At 51.5% G+C, this 20,990-nt stretch carries 19 protein-coding genes; 12 read left to right on the plus strand and 7 right to left on the minus strand.

What is annotated here, in order from left to right; translation table 11 throughout:
* Positions 1-25: 25 nt before the first annotated feature.
* The 11 genes from P8S54_RS07015 to P8S54_RS07065 all read left to right on the plus strand — a co-directional run bounded on the left by P8S54_RS07015 (position 26) and on the right by P8S54_RS07065 (position 11,942).
* Entirely contained in the window at positions 26-583 is a 558-nt protein-coding gene (locus P8S54_RS07015; protein ID WP_009095782.1) for a chromate transporter, read from the plus strand.
* Positions 580-1,110 (plus strand): chromate transporter, encoded by a 531-nt coding sequence (locus P8S54_RS07020; protein ID WP_281443811.1) that lies wholly within the window; start codon positions 580-582, stop codon positions 1,108-1,110. Before P8S54_RS07015 ends, P8S54_RS07020 begins: the two co-directional genes overlap by 4 nt.
* A gap of 131 nt (positions 1,111-1,241) precedes the next feature.
* Positions 1,242-2,222 (plus strand): tripartite tricarboxylate transporter substrate binding protein, encoded by a 981-nt coding sequence (locus tag P8S54_RS07025; protein WP_281443812.1) that lies wholly within the window; start codon positions 1,242-1,244, stop codon positions 2,220-2,222.
* A 54-nt stretch (positions 2,223-2,276) separates the two neighbouring features.
* The gene (locus tag P8S54_RS07030; RefSeq protein WP_281443813.1) at positions 2,277-2,747 is read left to right on the plus strand and encodes a tripartite tricarboxylate transporter TctB family protein; all 471 of its coding nucleotides are present in this window, start codon (positions 2,277-2,279) and stop codon (positions 2,745-2,747) included.
* A 15-nt stretch (positions 2,748-2,762) separates the two neighbouring features.
* Positions 2,763-4,277, plus strand: coding sequence for a tripartite tricarboxylate transporter permease (locus tag P8S54_RS07035; protein ID WP_281443814.1), 1,515 nt, complete (start codon positions 2,763-2,765; stop codon positions 4,275-4,277).
* A 53-nt stretch (positions 4,278-4,330) separates the two neighbouring features.
* Positions 4,331-5,938, plus strand: coding sequence for a gamma-glutamyltransferase family protein (locus P8S54_RS07040; RefSeq protein WP_281443815.1), 1,608 nt, complete (start codon positions 4,331-4,333; stop codon positions 5,936-5,938).
* 105 nt (positions 5,939-6,043) lie between these two features.
* Positions 6,044-7,894 carry an ABC transporter ATP-binding protein gene (locus P8S54_RS07045; RefSeq protein ID WP_281443816.1) on the plus strand — a complete coding sequence of 617 codons (1,851 nt, stop codon included), beginning with the start codon at positions 6,044-6,046 and terminating at the stop codon, positions 7,892-7,894.
* 350 nt (positions 7,895-8,244) lie between these two features.
* The gene (locus tag P8S54_RS07050; RefSeq protein WP_281443817.1) at positions 8,245-9,063 is read left to right on the plus strand and encodes a CsgG/HfaB family protein; all 819 of its coding nucleotides are present in this window, start codon (positions 8,245-8,247) and stop codon (positions 9,061-9,063) included.
* A gap of 12 nt (positions 9,064-9,075) precedes the next feature.
* Positions 9,076-9,798, plus strand: coding sequence for a hypothetical protein (locus tag P8S54_RS07055; protein WP_281443818.1), 723 nt, complete (start codon positions 9,076-9,078; stop codon positions 9,796-9,798).
* A 56-nt stretch (positions 9,799-9,854) separates the two neighbouring features.
* The gene (locus tag P8S54_RS07060; RefSeq protein WP_281443819.1) at positions 9,855-10,364 is read left to right on the plus strand and encodes a hypothetical protein; all 510 of its coding nucleotides are present in this window, start codon (positions 9,855-9,857) and stop codon (positions 10,362-10,364) included.
* A gap of 135 nt (positions 10,365-10,499) precedes the next feature.
* On the plus strand, positions 10,500-11,942 hold the full coding sequence (locus tag P8S54_RS07065) for a sigma-54 dependent transcriptional regulator (protein WP_281443820.1): 1,443 nt from the start codon (positions 10,500-10,502) through the stop codon (positions 11,940-11,942).
* Between the two features lie 78 nt (positions 11,943-12,020).
* Here P8S54_RS07065 and P8S54_RS07070 read toward each other — a convergent pair whose 3' ends face one another.
* Both P8S54_RS07070 and P8S54_RS07075 read right to left on the minus strand, forming a co-directional pair.
* On the minus strand, positions 12,021-14,249 hold the full coding sequence (locus P8S54_RS07070) for an ATP-binding protein (protein WP_281443821.1): 2,229 nt from the start codon (positions 14,247-14,249) through the stop codon (positions 12,021-12,023).
* A gap of 42 nt (positions 14,250-14,291) precedes the next feature.
* Positions 14,292-14,795 carry a molybdopterin-dependent oxidoreductase gene (locus tag P8S54_RS07075; protein ID WP_281443822.1) on the minus strand — a complete coding sequence of 168 codons (504 nt, stop codon included), beginning with the start codon at positions 14,793-14,795 and terminating at the stop codon, positions 14,292-14,294.
* A 155-nt stretch (positions 14,796-14,950) separates the two neighbouring features.
* Between P8S54_RS07075 and P8S54_RS07080 the strand changes: the two genes are divergently transcribed.
* Positions 14,951-15,655, plus strand: a complete 705-nt coding sequence (locus P8S54_RS07080; RefSeq protein ID WP_281443823.1) for a response regulator transcription factor — start codon at positions 14,951-14,953, stop codon at positions 15,653-15,655.
* A 96-nt stretch (positions 15,656-15,751) separates the two neighbouring features.
* On the opposite strand, the gene arfA is transcribed toward P8S54_RS07080, so the two are convergent.
* The 5 genes from arfA to P8S54_RS07105 all read right to left on the minus strand — a co-directional run bounded on the left by arfA (position 15,752) and on the right by P8S54_RS07105 (position 20,932).
* A complete protein-coding gene (gene arfA / locus P8S54_RS07085) occupies positions 15,752-15,901 on the minus strand; it encodes an alternative ribosome rescue factor ArfA (protein ID WP_009095764.1) in 150 nt (49 codons plus the stop codon).
* Between the two features lie 119 nt (positions 15,902-16,020).
* A complete protein-coding gene (locus P8S54_RS07090) occupies positions 16,021-17,304 on the minus strand; it encodes a phospholipase D-like domain-containing protein (RefSeq protein ID WP_281443824.1) in 1,284 nt (427 codons plus the stop codon).
* 86 nt (positions 17,305-17,390) lie between these two features.
* A complete protein-coding gene (cobA, locus tag P8S54_RS07095) occupies positions 17,391-18,287 on the minus strand; it encodes a uroporphyrinogen-III C-methyltransferase (protein ID WP_281443825.1) in 897 nt (298 codons plus the stop codon).
* A gap of 51 nt (positions 18,288-18,338) precedes the next feature.
* Entirely contained in the window at positions 18,339-20,060 is a 1,722-nt protein-coding gene (locus P8S54_RS07100; protein WP_281443826.1) for a bifunctional protein-serine/threonine kinase/phosphatase, read from the minus strand.
* A 62-nt stretch (positions 20,061-20,122) separates the two neighbouring features.
* The gene (locus tag P8S54_RS07105) at positions 20,123-20,932 is read right to left on the minus strand and encodes a formate/nitrite transporter family protein (protein ID WP_281443827.1); all 810 of its coding nucleotides are present in this window, start codon (positions 20,930-20,932) and stop codon (positions 20,123-20,125) included.
* Between the last annotated feature and the right edge of the window lie 58 nt (positions 20,933-20,990).

Raw genomic sequence — 20,990 nt, forward strand, 5'->3', positions numbered from 1 at the left:
AGCTTCCTCTACAGGCACCTGGAAAATGAAGCAAACCGCACTTTTGTGGGCCTTTTTCCGCGTCGGCATTTTTGGCTTTGGCGGCGGCCCTTCCATGATACCGCTGGTACGTGCAGAAGTTGTAACACGCCATCAATGGCTCACCGATGAAGAATTTGCCGATGTACTGGCGATTGCGAACACCTTGCCTGGCCCTATTGCGACAAAAATGCCTGGATATATTGGTTATCGCGTAGCAGGAACTAGCGGCTGCGTCATTGCGGTACTCGCGACTATTTTCCCCATGGTGGTGGCCATGATTGTGATGTTAGGCATTTTTAGCCGCTACCGCGACGTAGGCTGGATACGGGGCATGGGGCAGGCCGTGATTCCGGTCGTCATGGTTATGATGGGACAACTGACCTGGGATTTTTTCGACAAATCACAGGCAGCGCTAGGCTGGCTGGCAAGTGCTGTCATGGCAGTCGCTGCCGGTGCCATTATTTATTGGCTGGGCGTACACCCAGGCTGGGTGATTGGCGCCATTCTGCTAACAGCCCTGCTTCGGCCCACGCATAAAAAACCGGCGGAGGGCTCAGCATGATCTATTGGGAGCTGTTCTTAGCTTTTTTTATTCCCAACATTATTGGTTATGGCGGCGGCCCGGCGATTATTCCGCTTATTGAAGCGGAGGTGGTGGGTCGCTATGGCTGGATGACAGCACAAGGCTTTGCCGAAACGCTGGCTCTCGGCAACGCGCTTCCCAGCCCAATTGCCACCAAAATGGCAGGCTATATCGGTTATGAAGTAGCGGGCATAGGCGGTGCGTTGATTGCCGTTGCGGCGACTGTCATTCCCTCACTATTACTGATGCTAGGGGCGCTTGGGTTGCTCTATCGCCATCGAGACTCCCCCCGGGTCAAACGGATGAGCCAATGGGTTCGCCCAGTCATCGCGATGATGATGGCGTGGTTAACGTTGGGCTTTTTACTCGAAAGCGTGACTACCAGTGGAGCCATACACACGCTGATTATCGGCATCGTAGCAGCAATTGCATTGATTCGCTTTAAAACGCATCCCGCCTTTGTGGTTATGGGTGCATTGATTTACGGAGGTTTTTTCCTCGGCTAATGCTGATTAACCATTAACGCTTATTGACGATTACCACAATAAAAACCCGATAACGGGACCACGCGCTCACCACACCGCTGCAGTAAGGGCGGAATCCCATAGCACCACCCTATCCATAAAGGTGTAGAAAAATGACGCGCTTAAAATTGACTCTAAGCACTACCCTCGTTGCCATCGGCCTTGCGTCTAGTATGGCGATCACCACCGCGGCTCAAGCAGACTATCCGGAGCAGGATATCCGCTTAGTCATCCCTTACGGCCCAGGCGGGGCAACCGATATTCTGTTTCGCTTGATTTCTCAGGAAGCTGAAAAGCACCTGGGTGAATCCGTTGTTCCCGTCAATATGGCAGGCGCGGGCGCTACCCTTGGCTCCCGCAATGTTAAAGAGGCGTCCCCGGATGGTTACACGCTGCTGGGTAGCCACGACACCATTGCGCTTTCCAAGTTAGCCGGTACCGTCGATTATTCGTTTGACGCATTCGAGCCGGTCGCGCTGCTCACCCAAACCATCAACATCCCAGCGGCTCACGCCGATCATGACGTACAAAGCGCCGACGAGATCGCCGACTATGTTCGTGAAAACCCCGGTCAAGTGCGCTTTAGCATCATCCCGAGCTCAACGGATCACTTCTTCTGGTCACAGTTTTTTCAGGAAGCAGGCATTGATATGGCGGACGTTCGCCTAGTCGGTTACCCAGATACCGGTGAACAGGTGTCGGCCTTAATGGCGAAAGAAATCGACTTTGCGATGTTTAATCTGCCGTCTGGCGGCGCGTTCTTTGAAGATGGCACTTTCCGTGCCCTCGGCATCGCCCACCCTGAGCGCCTGGATGGCATGCCTGATGTGCCAACGCTGCGCGAGCTTGGCATCGCGATGGATCACTCTACCAGCCGCGGTATCTTTGCCCCCAAAGGCACCCCCCAGGACATTTTAGACACTATCGCCGAGGCTTATGGCCAAGCGCTTGAGAACGAGCGCGTGCAAAGCCGCATCGAAAACGAATTTGGCTCTGTCGTGCGATTCCTCGCCGGGGATGATTATCAAGCGTTCTTGGATGAGAACGAAGCCGCATTAACTGCTGCCGCCGAAAACATCGACTTCCAGAACTAAGAGCGCTTCCTCTAGCCCACGTAACGTGGGCTAGAGATGCCGGAGGCATCACAAATGCTGACGCTAACGAAAGACCGCGCCCTGGCGCTGGCGCTGCTCCTGATTGTGGCTGTCATGTGGATTGAGTCGGGCGATATCCGCCCACCTACCAGTTGGCAACCGTATGGATCAGCGCTTTTCCCTCGTATTTTGCTAGTACTCATTGGGCTGCTGTCCCTCACTATCCTAGTGCGATCACTGCTGGTGAAAGTGCCCGAGCGGGCAGGTACAAAGCAGCTGCTCCAAGAGTGGTTTCAGAAGCGACGCATCATCGTTGCTATCTTTTTCCTGTTTGGGCTTTATGCAGCTTTACTCCCTTTGGTGGGCTACATCGTGGCGACGATAGGCTTCTTAGTCGCTTCGCTTGCACTTCTCATGGGCATAAATACACGACGTAAGTGGGTCATCAACCTCACGCTCAGTTTTACGCTGACGTTGGTTATTTTTGTCATTTTCCGCCATGGCCTGAACGTCTGGCTGCCTTAACCTATGGAGTAAATAATGACTAATTTTTTCCTCCAAGCCCTCGCTGAGGTCGGCACGCCATCGGTTTTGGGTTTGATCGTGATCGGGGTGTTGTTCGGAATCATCGGCGGTAGCATTCCTGGCTTTACCGTCACCATGGCCATTCTGGTGGTCTTTCCATTCACTTTTGCGATGGACCCGGTAAGCGGCGTTTCATTGATGGTCGGCGTGTTCGTGGGTGGCTATTCAGGTGGCATTGTGTCGGGCGTAATGCTTGGGATACCCGGCACACCCTCTTCCATTACCACCGTGTATGACGGCTACCCCATGGCACAAAAGGGCGAACCTGGGCGCGCACTCGGTATTGGTGTTGTCGCCTCGTTTTTAGGCACCCTGATTAGCGTCGCAGTGCTGGTCTTTTTCGGCCCGTTAATTGCCAGTTTCAGTATGAATTTTCGCCCTTGGGAAATCACTGCGCTCATCGTATTTGCGTTAACCCTTGTGGCCGGGCTTTCAAACGGCGCATTACTAAAAGGCTTACTCGCAGCGGCGTTGGGCTTGTTGATTACCACCGTGGGCTACGACCGAAATAGCAACTTACGGTTTGATTTTGGCATTCCGGCCCTGGGGTCAGGCTTTGAAATTCTGCCTGTCATGATCGGCATCTTTGCCTTCTCCCAACTGCTTGGCAATATTGAAAAGCTCAAGGATGGCGGTAGCGACGCTAAAAATATCGATACCAACGTAATGATTCCCTATGGCCGTATTATGAAAGATATGGCAGGGCAAAAGCTTAATACGTTGCGCTCTGCCTTAATCGGCAGCTTAGTCGGCGCGTTACCTGGCACGGGCGGTACGGTGGCTAACTTTTTAAGCTACGACCAAGCCAAAAAATTCTCTAAGCATCCGGAAGAGTTTGGCAAAGGCACTCCAAGCGGTCTCGTGGCTTCGGAAGCATCTAATAGTGCCGTTGCCGGTGGCGCCTTTGTTCCCACCCTGGCGTTAGGGATACCGGGGGATTTGCCGATGGCCATCATGATGGGGGTACTCATCCTGCACGGCATTACGCCAGGGCCAATGATGTTTGAACAAAACCCCGTACTGGTAGGTGCTATCTACGCCAGCCTGCTGATCGGCGCAGTGGTCATGGTGCTCTGCAACCTGTTGCTAGTGCGTTGGTTTGCCAAAATATCGCTCATTCCACAGCAGATTCTCGTTCCCGTCGTGCTCATGCTATGCGCGATTGGCGCCTATGCGCTGAATAACAATCTGTTCGATATTTGGGTGCTATTTATCTTCGGGATTATTGGTTACCTGCTGTGGAAAGCGGAAGTACCGCTAACGCCGCTGATACTGGGTGTGGTGCTTGGCAACAATCTTGAGCGCCAGTTATTTCGCGCCCTGGAGCTTAACGATAGTTGGCTCACCTTCTTAACACGGCCACTATCAGCGCTTTTCTTAGCGTTAGCCGTCGCCTCGGTCATCTTCTCTCTCTATCAAGACCGAAAGATACAACATGCAAAAACAGCGGCTCAACAAGAGAACGCTTGAGATGCCCATGCCCATAACGCTGAACTGAACTAACGACTTAAAAGGAATCTGGTATGCAACACGATGCACTTTACTACCCTAGCGCCTCCCGCCGTATGGCAACATTTGGCAAGCGCGGCATGGTGGCCACATCGCAGCCATTAGCCGCCCAAGTGGGCATAGGTATTCTGCAGGAAGGCGGCAATGCGATTGATGCCGCCATCGCCACGGCAGCTGCGCTGACGGTCGTCGAGCCAACGTCCAATGGCATTGGCAGCGACGCCTTCGCTATTGTTTGGGTAGACGGTAAACTGCATGGCCTTAACGCCAGCGGCCCTGCCCCGCAAGCGGCGTCGATTGAAGCACTTAAAGCCCTCGGGCATGATGCTATACCTAACCATGGCATGCTGCCGGTCACCGTGCCCGGTGCTCCCGCGGCCTGGGCGGCACTCTCTGAACGCTTTGGCAAGCTGCCGTTTGCCGAATTGCTCGCCCCGGCTATCGCCCTAGCAGAAGAAGGCTTTGCCGTAACGCCCGTGATTCACCAAATGTGGGAAGAAGCCTGCCATACCTACTCCGCTTACCCAGATGCCGCATTTAAGCCCTGGTTTGATACCTTCGCTCCCAACGGCCATGCCCCGCGACCCGGCGAGCTATGGTCCTCTCCCGGCCATGCCAACAGCTTAAAAGCCATTGCAGAAACCAAAGCAGAGGCCTTTTATAAGGGCGAGCTGGCGGAGGCGATCGATGCGTTCTCCCGCGAGCATGGCGGTTTAATTCGTAAAGAGGATTTAGCCGCTTACCAGCCCGAGTGGGTTGAGCCCATCAGCGTGCGCTATAAAGGTCACGATATTTGGGAAATACCACCCAACGGCAGCGGCATGATCGTGCTGCAGGCACTCGGCATGCTGGAACGGTTAGACCCGTGCCCAGACGATGCCGTTGAAACCCTGCACCGACGTATTGAAGCCACTAAGTTGGCCTACATGGATGGCTTCAAACATATTACCGAGCGCAGCGAGATGGCGCCCACCACCGAGCAAATGCTGGATGATCGCTACCTGAAAGCACGCGCCGCGCTGATTGGCGAACAGGCCGTTGACCCAGCACACGGCAATCCCCTGCAAGGCGGCACGGTCTATCTCGCCACCGCCGACGACGAAGGCAATATGGTGTCGTTTATCCAAAGTAATTTTAAAGGCTTTGGTTCCGGCATGGTGGTGGCCGGCACCGGGATTAGCCTGCAAAACCGAGGCTGGTCGTTCTCGCTTGACCCGGAACACACCAACGCATTGGCACCTGGCAAACGTACCTATCACACCATTATCCCGGGCTTTATCACTAAAGATAACCAAGCTGTTGGGCCCTTTGGTGTGATGGGCGGCTACATGCAGCCCCAGGGCCAAGTGCAGGTGGTCACTGCGATGATTGAGGATCAGCTCAACCCACAGGCTGCACTGGATATGCCGCGTTGGAAATGGACGACTGGCAAAACCGTTGAGGTTGAAGCCGACTTCCCTAACCACCTCGCCTTGGCCCTCGCACGCCGCGGCCACAAGATTGTTAAGGTGGCGGATTCGATCAGCTTCGGCCGAGGCCAAATCATTCTGCGCGACCCTAAAACGGGCGTACTGCAAGGCGGTACCGAGCCACGCACCGACGGCGCTGCACTGCCGCTTTAACGCTTCACGCCTACTGCTACGCAGCGTAAATGCGGCGGGCAGTAGGCTGGCTATCAACGCCAAAGCACCGCATCATAGCAGCCTCTTTTTTAATGTTGCTGATCAATGACACCGCCACCATCACCTTCTCCGCCCCACTCCCCCTTCAGCGGCTTCTTTAGCGTTTTCCGCTATAGCCGCAGCGCGCTTACCCTTGTTTGGGAAACTTCCCGCTGGATGATGCTGGGCTTAGCACTCTGCACCTTAGTGGCGGGTGTGCTGCCTGCGGTGGCAGCGTGGGTCGGCCAGCTGATTGTGGATGGCGTGGTGGCAGCAATGGAGAGCTACCAAGCCGCGAGTTCACCCAGCCTCCTGGAGACATTGACACCGGTGCTGGGCTTAGTGGCCCTTGAGGGGCTGATTATTGCGCTGATCGCCCTGGCCCAGCGTGGGCTATCGGCCCAGCAGTCGCTGCTGCGGGCCATGCTAGGCAACAAAGTCAACGTAATGATTTTAGAAAAAGCAGGCACGCTCTCGCTTGGACAGTTTGAAGACTCAGAGCTTTACGACAAACTGACCCGCGCCCGCCGGGAAGCCTCTACCCGCCCGCTTGCCTTAGTCAATAAAACCTTTGGGCTGCTACAGAACGCCATTTCGCTGGCAAGCTTTGGTTTTTTACTGGTGCAGTTTTCCCCCTGGGCGCTGCTTATTTTAGTTGCTGGCGCGCTGCCGGTGTTTCTTTCAGAAGCGAAATTTTCCGGCGATGCGTTTCGGCTATTTCGCTGGCGTTCGCCCCAAGCTCGCATGCAGATGTATTTAGAAACAGTGCTGGCTCGGGAAGACAGTATCAAAGAGGTAAAGCTCTTCGGCTTAGAACCCTTGTTTTTGCAACGTTACCGAGACATCTTCAACCGACTGTTTGTTGAAGAGCGCCTGCTAACACTGCGTCGAGAAAGCTGGGGGTTTATCCTTGGCCTGCTTGGCACACTCACCTTTTATGCCGCATACGGCTGGGTGGTGGTAGAAACCATTGTAGGGGCCCTCACCCTTGGTCAAATGACCATGTATCTGATGGTTTTCAAACAGGGGCAAGGCGCTTTATCAGCCAGCCTGACCGCCATCAGCGGCATGTATGAAGATAACCTGTACCTATCCAATCTTTATGAATACCTTGAGCATCCCACCGACGTTGAAGAAGGCCATCTCACCCAGGGCGTTGCCCCGGGTGACGGGCTGCGCTTTGAGCACGTCAGCTTCTCGTATCCTGGTGGTGGTGAAGTGCTACACGATATTTCGCTTCATTTGATGCCGGGAAGCAGCCTGGCGTTAGTGGGAGAAAACGGCTCGGGCAAAACAACGTTGATTAAGCTGTTAACGCGGCTTTACCACCCAACTAAGGGGCGGATTCTGTTAGATGGTAGCGACTTAAAATCCTGGGATACTCAGGCATTGCGGGAACGGGTCGGGGTCATTTTCCAGGATTTTGTGCGCTACCAACTAACCGTGGGCGAAAACCTCGGCGTGGGCGATACCCAAGCGTTTGAGGACGAACAGCGCTGGCAACAGGCGGCGCACAATGGCATGGCGGATGAATTTATCACCCGTATGCCCAGTGGCTATCAAACCCAGCTAGGGCGCTGGTTTAAAAATGGTCAAGAGCTGTCAGGCGGCCAGTGGCAAAAGGTAGCGCTTTCACGCGCTTATATGCGTAAAAATGCCGATATTTTAGTGTTAGATGAACCCACTGCCGCCATGGATGCCGCCGCAGAAGCGGAAGTATTCGCCCGTTTTCGGGAACACAGTCGTGACAAAATGACGATTCTGATTTCCCACCGTTTTTCCACCGTACGTAGTGCTGAGCATATCGTGGTGATTGACCAAGGACACATTATAGAACAAGGCACCCATGAATCGCTGTTAGAAGACAACGGGCGCTATGCATCCCTCTTTCACTTACAGGCTGAAGGGTATAGATAAAACCTATTCACTAGACCAGCGGCGACTCTTAAGCATCAAAAAAACAGTCTAGCTTCGCCTCTTATATTTATAAAATAATAACAGCGAACATTTCGCTGTTATTTTTAACTATGTTATCAGTTTTATAAAAAATTAATTTCTACCATAGGTTTTGACAACCCCTCCTTTTAAAATTCTCAAAAAGCCAAAAACTTGCAATATGCAAGAAAAGTAATGGCAAAAAGCAACAGTCGTATCTCATCACTTTCTCAATAATCTAAAGTAAAAAGACAACCCTCTGTTTTATTTAAAAAAATAACAATATGGCACTCCTCCTGCTATCTAATAGTTAATAACAGGAGGAGTGGACAATGAACTTCCCATCAATTCAAAAACTTACCGCCGCCATCGCGCTTAGTGCTTCAATCAGCGGCTGTGCCTCTATCGGCACTGATCCGGTAAGGCCTAGGGAAGGTTCTCCAGTAATGACCAATCACACTCCCTATAGCCGGTGCCTCAATGAGCTAAGCCAACAGCCAGGTACCAACATGCCGGTTGTTAGTGTAGGCCAAATTTTAGATCGGACTGGTCAAGTAAGCTACTCGACTATTACTGATAGCCCGATATTAACGCAAGGCGTATCAGAAATGCTGATAAGTGCTCTTTATAAAACACGCAAAGTGAGACTGGCGGAGCGCCTAGACATTCGCATTCCTCTGGCTGAGCGTCAGCTTCAAGATGCCGGAGCAATGCAAATATCTACGGCACCGCTCAATGTCCAGCCCGTTAATTTTGTCATCTTAGGTGCACTTACAGAGCTTAATTATAACATTCTTACTCAAGGTGCCCGGCTGTTCGTCGGTTTAGCAGGCGGAGGCACTCGCGAAGCGGTGATTAACGTTGGTTTAGATTTACGCGTTATTGACGCCAATACCTTCCAAACAGTGTATGTCACAAGTTTACAAAAGCAGATTGTCGGTAACCAAGTAGAAGCCGGTGTTTATCGCTTCTTTGACAATCAGCTTGTTGAATTCGACGCCGGGTCGGTGAGGAATGAGCCTCTTCAACTTGGTGTTCGATCCGTCGTGGAAATGGCTGCCTACCAGATCCTGACGGACGGTCTCGGACTGCCAATCGCTGACACCGATGAGTGTCAAGTGGCAGACGGGCATTATCCAGCGGCTTATTAAAAGGATGCCGTCATGAAAACCTTAAACAAAACTGCACTTTCTGTTGCTATCGCGTTTGCAGGTATTACCTCTGTATCGACAGCACTGGCTTTCGATTCAGTCACCTGGGTGTGGGATGCAACTGTCAACAGCACGGTGGACACTTCCGCACTCTCGGATATAAATGTCACACCCGCCGGCTTAACGCAGACTGAGAATGATCAAGTGGGGTTCGGAACAATGACCTCCACCAGTTTAGTCACAGCCGTCGACAATTTAATCGTTCCCATCATCAGTGGTAATACGATTGACGATTTAGGATCGATTGAAAGCGTGGCCACCGCGGTAGGTAACAACGCTGCCATCGAGTCTGATGTGTCGATGCAAACAGATAGTAGCCAGCTGTATGCGGGAGTCGGACTGAGCGTGGATCCCCTCATCACCTCAGCCCTTGTACCGGGCGCTATTTTAGCGACCTCCTCGGTAATAGGTGCCACCAACCTAACGGTCGATAGTGCGGCCACGGGCGTAGGAAATAACTTAACTCTCGACCTTACCACCACCTCAGATCAAGATGCTTTTGCAATTGCTAACAACGAACAACTGTCGGTGGCTCTTGTCACCAGCACGTCGACTGTGGATGCGGTGCTCTTTAGCGGCATCAATGGTATGGCAGGTAGCTCCGTGCCCTCTGTCTCTTCTTCCGCTACCTCTGTGGGTAATAACCTATCCGTCAAAGTGGACGGCAACTTCTGAAAGTAAACGCTATCGAAGGCGCCCATACAGCGTATGGGCGCCAAGGAGATAACATCATGCACGTCTGTCAATTAATCCCTGTGCAAAAAAAGGCGCGTACCACAGCAATACTTGGCACAGGCCTGCTGATAGTAATGGCATGTAGCACTCCATTAGACGCTAGGGAACGAGACCCCTTAATGGGGCCATTCCCCTATGATTATCCAGACCGCGCTAATGTGCAGAGTTCGCTATTACTTCAAGAAGCACGCTGGAGGCAGGCACGTGAGCGTAATAGCGCCATGCCCACGTCAAATCAAGATAGCCCTGCCGCTGGGCGCTTAGACCCAACTACTGGTGACTTATCAGGTGGCGTCGTTATTATTAATTCATCAACCTCAATTGCTGTTGGCAACTGGCAGCAAATTGAAATGACGTTAGGCGATGGGGCCGAAGGATTGATCATGACGGAAAACCACCAAACTAATCAGGCAGAAGCTAAGTCTCTATCTAAAATAAGCAATTTTTTAGACATGGAAAGCGGGAGCAGTGGCCTGGTACTGTTAGAAGAGAGCACCGCAGAATAATATAAAAAATTATCTCTCCGGCTCCCCATGTATAGCTTTTGTTAAAAAATGTCACAAAAATTCTGAGCCTAAAATAGCTGGTATGCTTTGAGTAAGGTAAACATTTACCGGTTGGCACGGCTGAGGATTATCGCTATGGGCGCTCTTACAACTTCGCAAAAAAACCGAGAAACGGTCGAAAAAGCAGTCAGCTCTCAGGCATTTAAAAAAGAGAAAAACCTAGAAAAATCATGTCTTGTACTCATTGTCGAAGACGACGAAGACACCGCAGCTCTCTACCAAGCGATACTGGCTCCGCACTTTCGGAACGTCAAAGTTGCTAGAACCGGTTGCGATGCGGTGTCGGTTTTACTAGCACACCAGGGGCCAGCAGCGGTTATTTTAGATTATCAATTACCAGACATGACCGGCATAGACGTTATGCTCACCTGCCGTGACCTTGACCACCCCATCGTGTGTATGATCATTTCTGCAAATGAACTGACTGCCCAGAATACGTCATGCGGTGAAGTTGTTCGGCTTGTAAAACCGATGGGGTGTAAAGCGCTGGTCGATTGGACGGCAAGGCTTATTACAAAACTTGAACAGCAGCAACTAGATGCCGAGATTGAAGATGCCTCTCCCGAAGCATTATTGCTCGGCGATAGCAGCGTAATGCACCACTTACGCCAAAAAATCCCTTTATTGGCATTATCCAATGCGCCTCTCTGGCTGCATGGTGAGAGCGGTACTGGAAAAGAGCTTGCAGCGCGCAGTATTCATTATTGCAGCGCCCGGTCAAAAGGACCGTTCGTTGCGGTTAACTGTGCCACTTTTCCAGAATCTCTGATTGAATCGATGATATTTGGACACATTAAAGGCGCTTTTAGTGGCGCGACAAGGGATCAGAAAGGTTTTTTCGAAGCAGCTAATGGGGGCACACTTTTTCTTGACGAAATAGGCGATATGCCGCTTGCTTTTCAAGCTAAGCTATTAAGAACATTACAGACAGGCACTATTTTACCTGTTGGAAGCACGCAGCCCATTCACGTTGACTGCCGTATTGTTAGCGCCTGCCATCGTAACCTCGCTGAGGCAGTTGCCCAGGGCGAATTCCGGGAAGACCTCTACTACCGGCTGAACGTACTGAGTATTGAGCTCCCTCCGTTACGCGATCGCGATAACGATGTGGTAGCGCTTGCACAAAGACTATTATCCAAAATCGCCCTGGAAGAGCATACACTTGCTTGCAAGCTTAGCATTAATGCCGTTAACTCTTTGAAAGCATATAGCTGGCCAGGCAATGTTAGAGAGCTTGAGAACATACTTAGGCGTGCTGCTATTCTTTACCAAGGGATGGAGTTACACGACACGCATCTAGCCCTAGGACCAATATCCAAAAATACTCAAAAAAATATAGAATCAGACATTACTCCTATCGGCATTATTAAAACATCTGGAAAAACATTAAAAGAGTTAGAAAACCACATTTTTGAATCAACGATAGCTGAACACAAAGGCTGTATTGATGCTGCAGCAAAGTCATTAGGCATTGCTCCATCAACACTCTACAGAAGAATCAAGAAGACAGTACTATAAAAATAGTAAAATTTAACAATACTACTATCAAACGCTATCAATCAAAAACCATATACTCTAATTAGCACATACTAACAACTAACACATACCATTGTTTATAAAAGCCTGTCTTGTTTCATTTGACAATAACTCCAGCTGATCAATCAGCGTCATTAACTGATCATTTTTTTCTAGAGGAGAGCTATTTTCCAAAGCCTCTGCACGCAATGCAATAGCAGTACAGCCTAACGATGCTGCCGCTCCCTTTAGCGAATGTGCTTCTATACATAAAGCATCGTGATCTTTTGATAGACAAGCGCCACGCAAGCGTAATAAGCGCTCTTCTAGACGGTTCAAAAAAGCACTAATCAACGTACGCAATGCCGCCGGATCAAAAGTTTCTTGTAGCTCGTCACATACGTTCACATCCAGCACACACGCTGTCTCCTCTGTTTGCGCTGACACATCTTGTAGCAAACAGTTGTTTGGCCCTTCCATCTCCTTGCTAATGGAAACCGTTGTAAAACGATTTAATAAATGGTTCAGCTCTTCTCGCGTAAATGGTTTAGTAATCATACCGTCCATACCGACTTCAAGGCACCTCGCTCGATGCTCTGGCATAACGTTTGCTGTCATCGCAACAATCGGCATCCTTGGTAGTGCATTCTCAGCTTCAAATTCTCGCCAACGTTGCGTGGTCTCGGGGCCATCCAAGATTGGCATTTGCATATCCATTAAAACGATATCAATCGATGAATAAAACGCTTGAAGATAGTTTAAGGCCGACTGACCATTGTCCGTAATCGTGACGTGTTGCCCCAACTGCTCTAGCATTACTCTCGCCACCGTTTGATTAATAGCGTTATCTTCAACAACCAAAACATGATGGGCAGATGCAGGCTGAACTAACGGCTCACGATGCGGAAAAACGTCATTTTCTGACACATTTGCCATAGGTATTACACACCAGAAGCAGCTGCCGACACCTACCTCGCTTGTCACACCGATCTTTCCATGCATGGCCTCTATTAAACGTTTGCAGATCACAAGGCCCAGTCCTGTGCCTTCGTGCCGCCGCGAGATTGAAGCATCTACCTGGGAAAACGCCGAAAAAAGCCTTTCTTGGTCAGCGTCCGAGATACCGCAGCCAGTGTCATGCACTTCTATTAACAGCTTATTTTCGTCCAGAGGGGCCACATGGCATGTCACAGAGCCACTATCGGTAAACTTTAAAGCATTGTTAATCAGGTTCATTAAGACCTGGCGAAGACGCGCTGCGTCACCAATAAAAAAGCGTGGCAGTGTAGGGTCAATAACGTAAGTAAACTCAATACAGCTATTTTCCTCCTGCAGCACATAACCTGTGCATAACGTTTCTATACATTCTCTGATATCAAATGGTCGGTTTTCTAAGTCCAAGCACCCACTTTCAATTTTAGTATAATCCAACACATCGTTAATAACGCTACGCAAACTATCTGCGCTTCGCTTTAGCGCGGAAAGATACGCATGAGCTTTAGGCGTTTTCACCTCTTCACTTAATAGATCCGCCATACCAACCACACCATTAAGCGGCGTGCGAATTTCGTGACTCATGACTGCCATAAATTCAGATTTAGCTTGGCTGGCAATTTCAGCACGCTTGGCCGTCTCTTTCAGCTCTTGGCTCTTTTCTTCTAGGGCTAGTGCTTTTCGGTGGCTTATTTTACCTTCACGAATTAAGGCTCGCACCAAAAGGATTCCAGACAGGGTTAATGCCAGCAAAATAATTAACGCAAGCCCATACAACTGGGTCATCTTATTACGTTCTAATGTACGTAGCCTCGCAACATTTGCATTTGTATCAATTAAAATATTACCCGTATAACGCTGCAAATCGGCTATTTCACCTAATGCTTTAACAATCATTTCATTACTGATGGCCTCTGGATCATCCCACAAGGGGTGTAAAATGGCATCGACACTATCGATAATAGCCGAAGTTTTATCGACTAGCTCGTTAACTCCTTTTATCTTAGAGACAGCCAAGTAAATATCACCTCGCTGAAAGAGCACTTTTCGACTATATAAAATCTCAAACCGCAGCAACAAATCATCCACTGTGGCGCTACCCACCTGCATATTAACCAGTGTAAGGTGAAACTCTCTTACTTCTCTGTCAAACTGATACCCTGACCAAACCAAGTTTTCTAGCAGCCTATTCTCAATAGCATGTTGGCGTTGAAAAATAGTCGCTCCGGTAATAATGGCCGACAGAAAAAACAAGATTGCTGAAAAGGTAGCAACCCGGGCCCTACGAGAAAAATAGTGCTGCAAGATAGGAAACATCGCGCACACCCGGCTAGCGATTTATAATGAACAACTTAATGACTACTGGACTTGGATACGCTTAACCTGCCAAACCGAGCGCGTCATTATCTCTTCGTTTAGCAGCGAAGGGGTTTCATCAAAGGGGTAAATAATAAACAGCGGCCCATGATCTCGGATTCTGAGTGGCTGACCGTCTGCACTCATCGCCAGAATAACCTCATGGTCATAAAAATCACTGACCGGCACCGTTGAGGCGTAATCATTTAGAGCAATAACTCTCAGCTGTGCACCTTTCGCACCCACCGCTTCTAAAATAGCTCGGCCTAGCGGTCCTTCAAAACTGACAACGCCATCATGCCACGGCGTATTAGTGTGCGTAGTGCGCTGTGTCAGCGCCTCTAACATGGCTTTATCGAAATGCGCTTCATCTCCCACATTCGTGTGAGTAATGTTTCCCGTTACCTCAAGCATAACCCTGCCAGCGGGTGCCTCTATGGCCTGAGCGCCGTTGATAAACAAAACGAAAAAAAATAAAAAAAACTTCTTAAATAAGCACTTAGTCATCTCAACACCTCCTGGGTTATAGACGCAGTATAGCGCTACGGCTAAAGCGTTAACTGTAAACCTTTGTGTCAAAAACAAACTAAACTAGAATAATAATATTAGAAATTTCTCAGTGGTGTGGGATTAATCACACGATGAATGGTGGGTAACGCGCTATGCATATCGGTGTGCTTGAGGACGACCTCGACCAGCAGGCTTTTATTGAACAGTGCCTTGTTTCCGCCGACCATCAAGTCTCGCTGTTTAGCCGCGCAAGCGAACTGCGCCGAGCGACTCAAGAAGAGCGTTTTGATTTTCTTATCATCGACTGGCGCCTGCCCGACGGCTGCGGGATGGATGTCGTGGGTCATCTCCGTCAAAACGACGGCTGGCGCGGCCCTATCCTATTTGTTACCGCAAGCCAAAATGAAGATGACGTCGTTCACGCACTTGAACAAGGAGCCGATGACTTTTTAGCGAAGCCGTTACGTCCCAAAGAGTTAATTGCCCGTGTTAGCGCACTGGGTCGTCGTGCAGGTTACGATACACCAAGGCCCGCGATTTCTTGCCCAAGTGTATTTTCTATTAACACCGAAGAACACAGTATCAGCATCGCTGATACTAGCGTGGCGCTAACCGAACGAGAGTACCAATTGGCAACGCTGTTCTTTTCTAAAGTTGGAGAGCTTTTAACTCGGGCACATCTTTTAGAACTGATATGGGGCATTAAGGGCAGCGTCTCTACCCGCACAGTGGATACTCATGTCAGTCGACTACGTCGAAAGCTGGAGCTAGATGGTCGCCATGGGCTTCGGCTGCGCAGCATTTACCAGTCAGGCTATCGAATGGAAATTTCTTCCCCCGCCATAAGCGACCAATAAAAAAGCCGACCTATTAGGTCGGCCAAGCTGATGAGAGCTGCTCGGTAAAAAGTCGAGCAGTGAGATGCCTGGGAAAGGCATCGCCAAAGCGCCTAATTAAGCGGCTTGGCGATACCCTCGCCCAGAGGATTTCCCTTTACGTGAGTAGCTTCCTTTACCTTTTTTGGGTGTTTGCTGCTGCATTTTGAACATGGGCGTTCGCAGCTGTGCTTTTAGTGCATTATCGCGAACTTTGCCTTTTTGCATAAAATAGATCCTTTTTAAAAAAGCTTATATGGCTCTTTACGGCAGTTATCTGAGTACGTTTTGTCTATTAGGTTCCTGTAAAATTCAACACGACGTTCACTAACGTAACTGATATATCGTCAAAAGTGGGCGCCAGCCACCATGCTCACCCAGCCGGCCAGCCGCTTGCGCCAAGGGCGGTTATGCCAGCGGTCAAGATCGTAATGCTCTGCATGGCGAATATCCTCCTCGACCAACTCACGAACGTAACGGGCAAACTCTTCATCGTAAACGTTGAGATTGCCCTCTTTGTTGATCCGGAAGGAGCGATTATCGAGATTGGTAGACCCAATGCTGGCCCAGCGGTCGTCGATACTAATCAGCTTGGCATGATACATCGACGGCTGATACTCATGAATCTTCACGCCAGCTTCAAGCATGGGTCGCCAACGGTTAACCGAGGCATGGCGAACAAAGCCTTTGTCGATACTATCGCCAGGCACCAAAATATTGACCTCAACATTGCGTTCGCGAGCCTCAACTAGCGCCTTAAGAAACTCGTCATCTGGGTAGAAGTAAGCTGAGCCGAGCGTGATGCGCTGCTCAGCGGTGGCAATCGCCACCATTAGCATCATGCGCATACGGTGGCGGCCTTCACTCGGGGTACTGGTCACCATTTGAGCATCCAATGCCCCTTGGATTTCAAGTTCGGGGAAATAGGCATCTCCTAGCAATAATCGTCCGCTGGCGTCCAGCCACGTATCAACAAAGGCCGCCTGCATATTGGCGACTACCGGCCCCTCCACACGAAAGTGATGGTCACGATAAGCCAGACCATCATCGTCAGGTAGCCAATTGTCGGTAATGCTAGCGCCGCCAATAAAGCCGGTGCGGCCATCTACCATCAGCAGCTTGCGGTGAGTACGGTGATTAAAGTGGGCCAGCTCATACCATGACGGCTTACGCCAGCGGATCACGTCGACACCAGCCTCCTCCATGCGCTCAAACTTATTAACCGCCGCAGAGGATGAGCCTACATAGTCGATCAGAGCATGTACCGCCACACCACGCTCTGCCGCCGCTATCAGAGCATCGACAAACGGCTCTGTGGCCTTTTCGCCCCAGAACTCAAACGTCTCAAAGGTAATCGATGTTTCAGCAGAGTCGATGGCTTCCAGCATCGCCGCATAGATGGCCTCGCCATCCTGAAGGGGGTCGATACGGTTGCCCGCGACGATGGGCTGCTCAAAGATAAGCCCCATACTTCGGCGGAAGTCTGCATCGCGGGTGTCAAAATTCACCGAGACGGGCTCAAGCAGCCGTTTAGGGGAAGGCATAGCGTTATAAAACAGTACGCTGCCTAGGGCGAAGAGCAACGTAATAACAGTGGTGGTTAAGGCAATGAGCCGAGTTCGACGTTTCACAGATGGCTCCCTGCCTTATGAGTTTGGCCCATGATTGCAGTTGCTTGGACGTAAAGCCAGCGATTCAGTCAACCTCACTCAGCGCGCTACGCCATATGCTCGGCGATCGCTTCAGTGGTACATTTTTCAGCGGCTGATGGCACCATGCTGACCACGCTTCCCACCACAATCACGCACGGTGAAGGCAGCGGCTGAGCGGCTAGCTGCTCAGGCATATCCGCTAACGTGCCCACCAGCGATTGCTGCTCAGGCTGGCTGGCATTGGCAATCAACATAATCGGCCACTGATCGGGGAGCCCTGCTTGGCGTAGGCCATGGCAAATGGCGTCGACTTTGGAAAGCCCCATATAAAACACCAGGGTTTCATCTTTACGCGCCAGCGTCGTCCAATCGGGAGCACCACCTTCACGGCACAGTTGTGCGGTAATAAAGCGCAACTGCTGGGCGTGGCCACGGTCGGTGAGAGGAATACCCATGCCAGCGGCGGCAGCCGATGCAGCGGTAATGCCAGGGACAATGTGCGCCGGTAATGAGGCATTGGCTAACGCTGCTAACTCCTCCCCCATTCGCCCAAATACGCCAGGGTCGCCGCCTTTTAATCGCACTACCGATTTTCCCGCGTGGGCAAGTTTAACCATTAACGCACCGATTTCAGCTTGGGGCACGCTGTGGTGGCCGCTAGCTTTACCCACATAATAGCGCTCGGTGCCCGCAGGTATCAGTGCCAGCACATCATCCCCCACCAAGCGGTCGTAGACCACGGCATCGGCCTGCATCAATAGCCGTGCCGCTTTAAGCGTTAGTAGCTCCACATCGCCGCTGCCCGCACCGACTAAATACACCGTTCCAGCACGACACTCGCCAGTTAACGGCAGGTGTACACGAACGGCTGCCTCGCGACCAAAGGGCGCTAGCACCCGCTGGCTTAGGCGCATAAAAGCCCCTAGCCATTTTTGGGTTAGCTGTTTGCTTAGCGCGCGCATTGGGCCGCTCCTTTCCGTAATACTAATTAACGATGTGCGCTCCCAGCCTCTTTAACGCGCTAGCAGTGCAATCACCACAACAGCCAGCGCCACTGAGACCCCCTTCCAAAACAGCACGGGATCGCGCTCCAATAGCGGTAGTTTAGCGCGATTAAGTATCTCGGTGCTTGGCGAACGCAGCTCAAAGATGAATTCCGAAAGCGCCGGATAACGGTAGTGAGGGTTGGGGTGCAAAGCTTTTTTGAGCACCTCATCCACCCAGGCGGGCAGTGCGCGATTTTCGCTCAGCGCCGATTGGTAGGCAAGTTTGTGCTGTGCCGCCCGGGTGCGGGTTTTGGCCACCTCGGTGCCATAGGGCAGCGTGCCGGTTAACAGTTGGTAAGTGATCACCGCCAATGAATACAGGTCAGCGCGGGGCGACCCTCCTTCACCGAGAAAATACTCGGGAGCAGTGTACTGAGCGGTACCTAAAATATCGTCGCCCGTTCGGGGTTCGCTTTCAGCCTCGACGATGCCCGCCACCTTGGCCGCACCAAAATCGATTAGCGTCACGGTGCCATGGGTATCAATCATGACGTTATCAGGGCGCACGTCCTGATGGAGCATTTCCAAACGGTGAAAGGCGCGTAACCCTTTAGCGATCTGCTCGACAATGGGGCGAACGGTGGCTAATTCAGCGTTGGGGTGGTCGCGCATCCACTGGGTCAACGTTTGCCCTTCAATATATGCCAACACGGTGTAAAGATAGCGGCGTTGGCGCTCTTGGGTGGGTGCCTTAAGCACATGTTCATTATTAATGCGCCGTGCGATCCACTCCTCGCGCACAAACCGCTCAATACTCGCGGGGTCTTGGCTGAGCTCGGTTGAAAGCGTCTTCAGCGCCACTTTATCGCCACTGTCTACGTCTTCAGCTAGGTAGACATGGCTGCGGCTACTGGCATGCAGTTGGCGCACAATGCGATAGCCATCCACTTCACTCCCAGCGCGTAATTCAGGCGGTGGGGGTAGCGCCCCTAGCGCCGCATAGAGCTCATTTGAGTGGCGCTCTGGTAGGGAATCAATACGCACAATCTGCACGGTGAGGTTATCGTTGCTGCCATTCTCGATAGCGGCTGCGATTAGCGCCTCGGCCGCCACGTCGAGATCGCCCCAATGGCCGTGAATCAGCGCGACCATTTCAGCGCCGGTTAACCACTCATATACACCATCGGTGGTGAGTACAAACACATCGCCTTCACTTAGCGATACGGCCCGATAATCAAGCTCCAGATGCTGGCTGGCCCCCATAGCACGGCTTAAATGGCTGACTTCCCGGGATGCCCAGAAGCGGTGATCCTCGGTCAGTGGCTCCAGCGCCTTGCCTGAAAGTTGATAGATACGGCTATCGCCGACGTGAAACAGGTGTGCGGTGGTGGATTTAATCACCATCGCGCTTAACGTACACACATAGCCGCGATCTAGATTGTATCGGTACTGGCTTTGTCGGGTTTGGGCGTAAAGCCACGCATTGGTGGCCTGGAGCACTCGCTGGGCTGAGGTTTGAACCCTCCAGGTGGCTGGGGTAGCGTAATAGTCCGTTAAAAAACTGCCCACCGCGGCCTCGCTTGCCTCGCGGCTGACATCGCTGCTGCTAATCCCATCGGCGAGAGCAATCGCGATGCCTTTGGCCACCCGCTGTGGTTCGCTAGGTAAATAAGCGCCATAAAAATCTTGATTGCGCGGTTTGCGCCCTTTATCAGAGTGCTGGCCGAGTGAAATGGTCAGCGCTGCCATACTGGCTTCCCCTAAAAAAAGCCTTCGCCGTAGCGAAGGCTGTGTTGAGCCTGCCTATCAGATTACAGGGCTTTTTGTGGCCCGGTGCGCACATGGGTGGCGTACAGTGTTAAACCGGTCAGCGAAATACCGCCAATCAGGTTGCCGATCACTACCGGGATCTCGTTCCAGATCATGTAGTCCATGACCGAGAAGTCGCCGCCCAACATCAGCGCGGAGGGGAACAGGAACATGTTAACGATGGAGTGCTCGAAGCCCATGTAGAAAAACAGCATGATCGGCATCCACATGGCGATCACCTTGCCTCCCACCGTCGTCGAGATCATTGCCCCCACCACGCCAAGCGAGACCATCCAGTTGCACAGCACGCCACGGACGAACACCGTCAACATACCGGCAGCGCCAAACTCTTTGTAGCCCAGGGTACGGTCTTTGCCCACTTCCGAGATCGCCACGCCCACCGCATCCGGCGGTGTAGAAAAGCCGTAGGTGAAGACAATCGCCATTAGGAACGCTACCGTTAGCGCACCGAGCAGATTACCGGTAAAGACCACCCCCCAGTGCTTAAGGATGCGCTTGATGGTAACCCCCGGCCGTTTGTCTAGCCAGGCCAGCGGTGTAAGTACGAAGACCCCAGTCAGCAGGTCGAAACCCATCAGGTAGAGCATGCAGAACCCCACCGGGAACATCAAAGCCCCCAGAAAAGCCGAGCCAGTCTGTACGGTGATGGTGACAGCAAACACGGCGGCCAAGGCCAGGATGGCACCCGCCATGAAAGAGCGCAGCAGTGCGTCCCGATTGGCCATGTGGAGCTTGGCTTCGCCCGCATCGACCATTTTGCTGGCAAATTCGGCCGGTAATAAATAGGACATAACAGAGCGTTCCTTATTTTTAGTTGAGAATGAAAAAAACATAGGCCTTACCACCACA

Origin of the sequence: Halomonas sp. M1 (assembly GCF_029581375.1) — a bacterium.
Classification (GTDB): Bacteria; Pseudomonadota; Gammaproteobacteria; order Pseudomonadales; family Halomonadaceae; genus Vreelandella.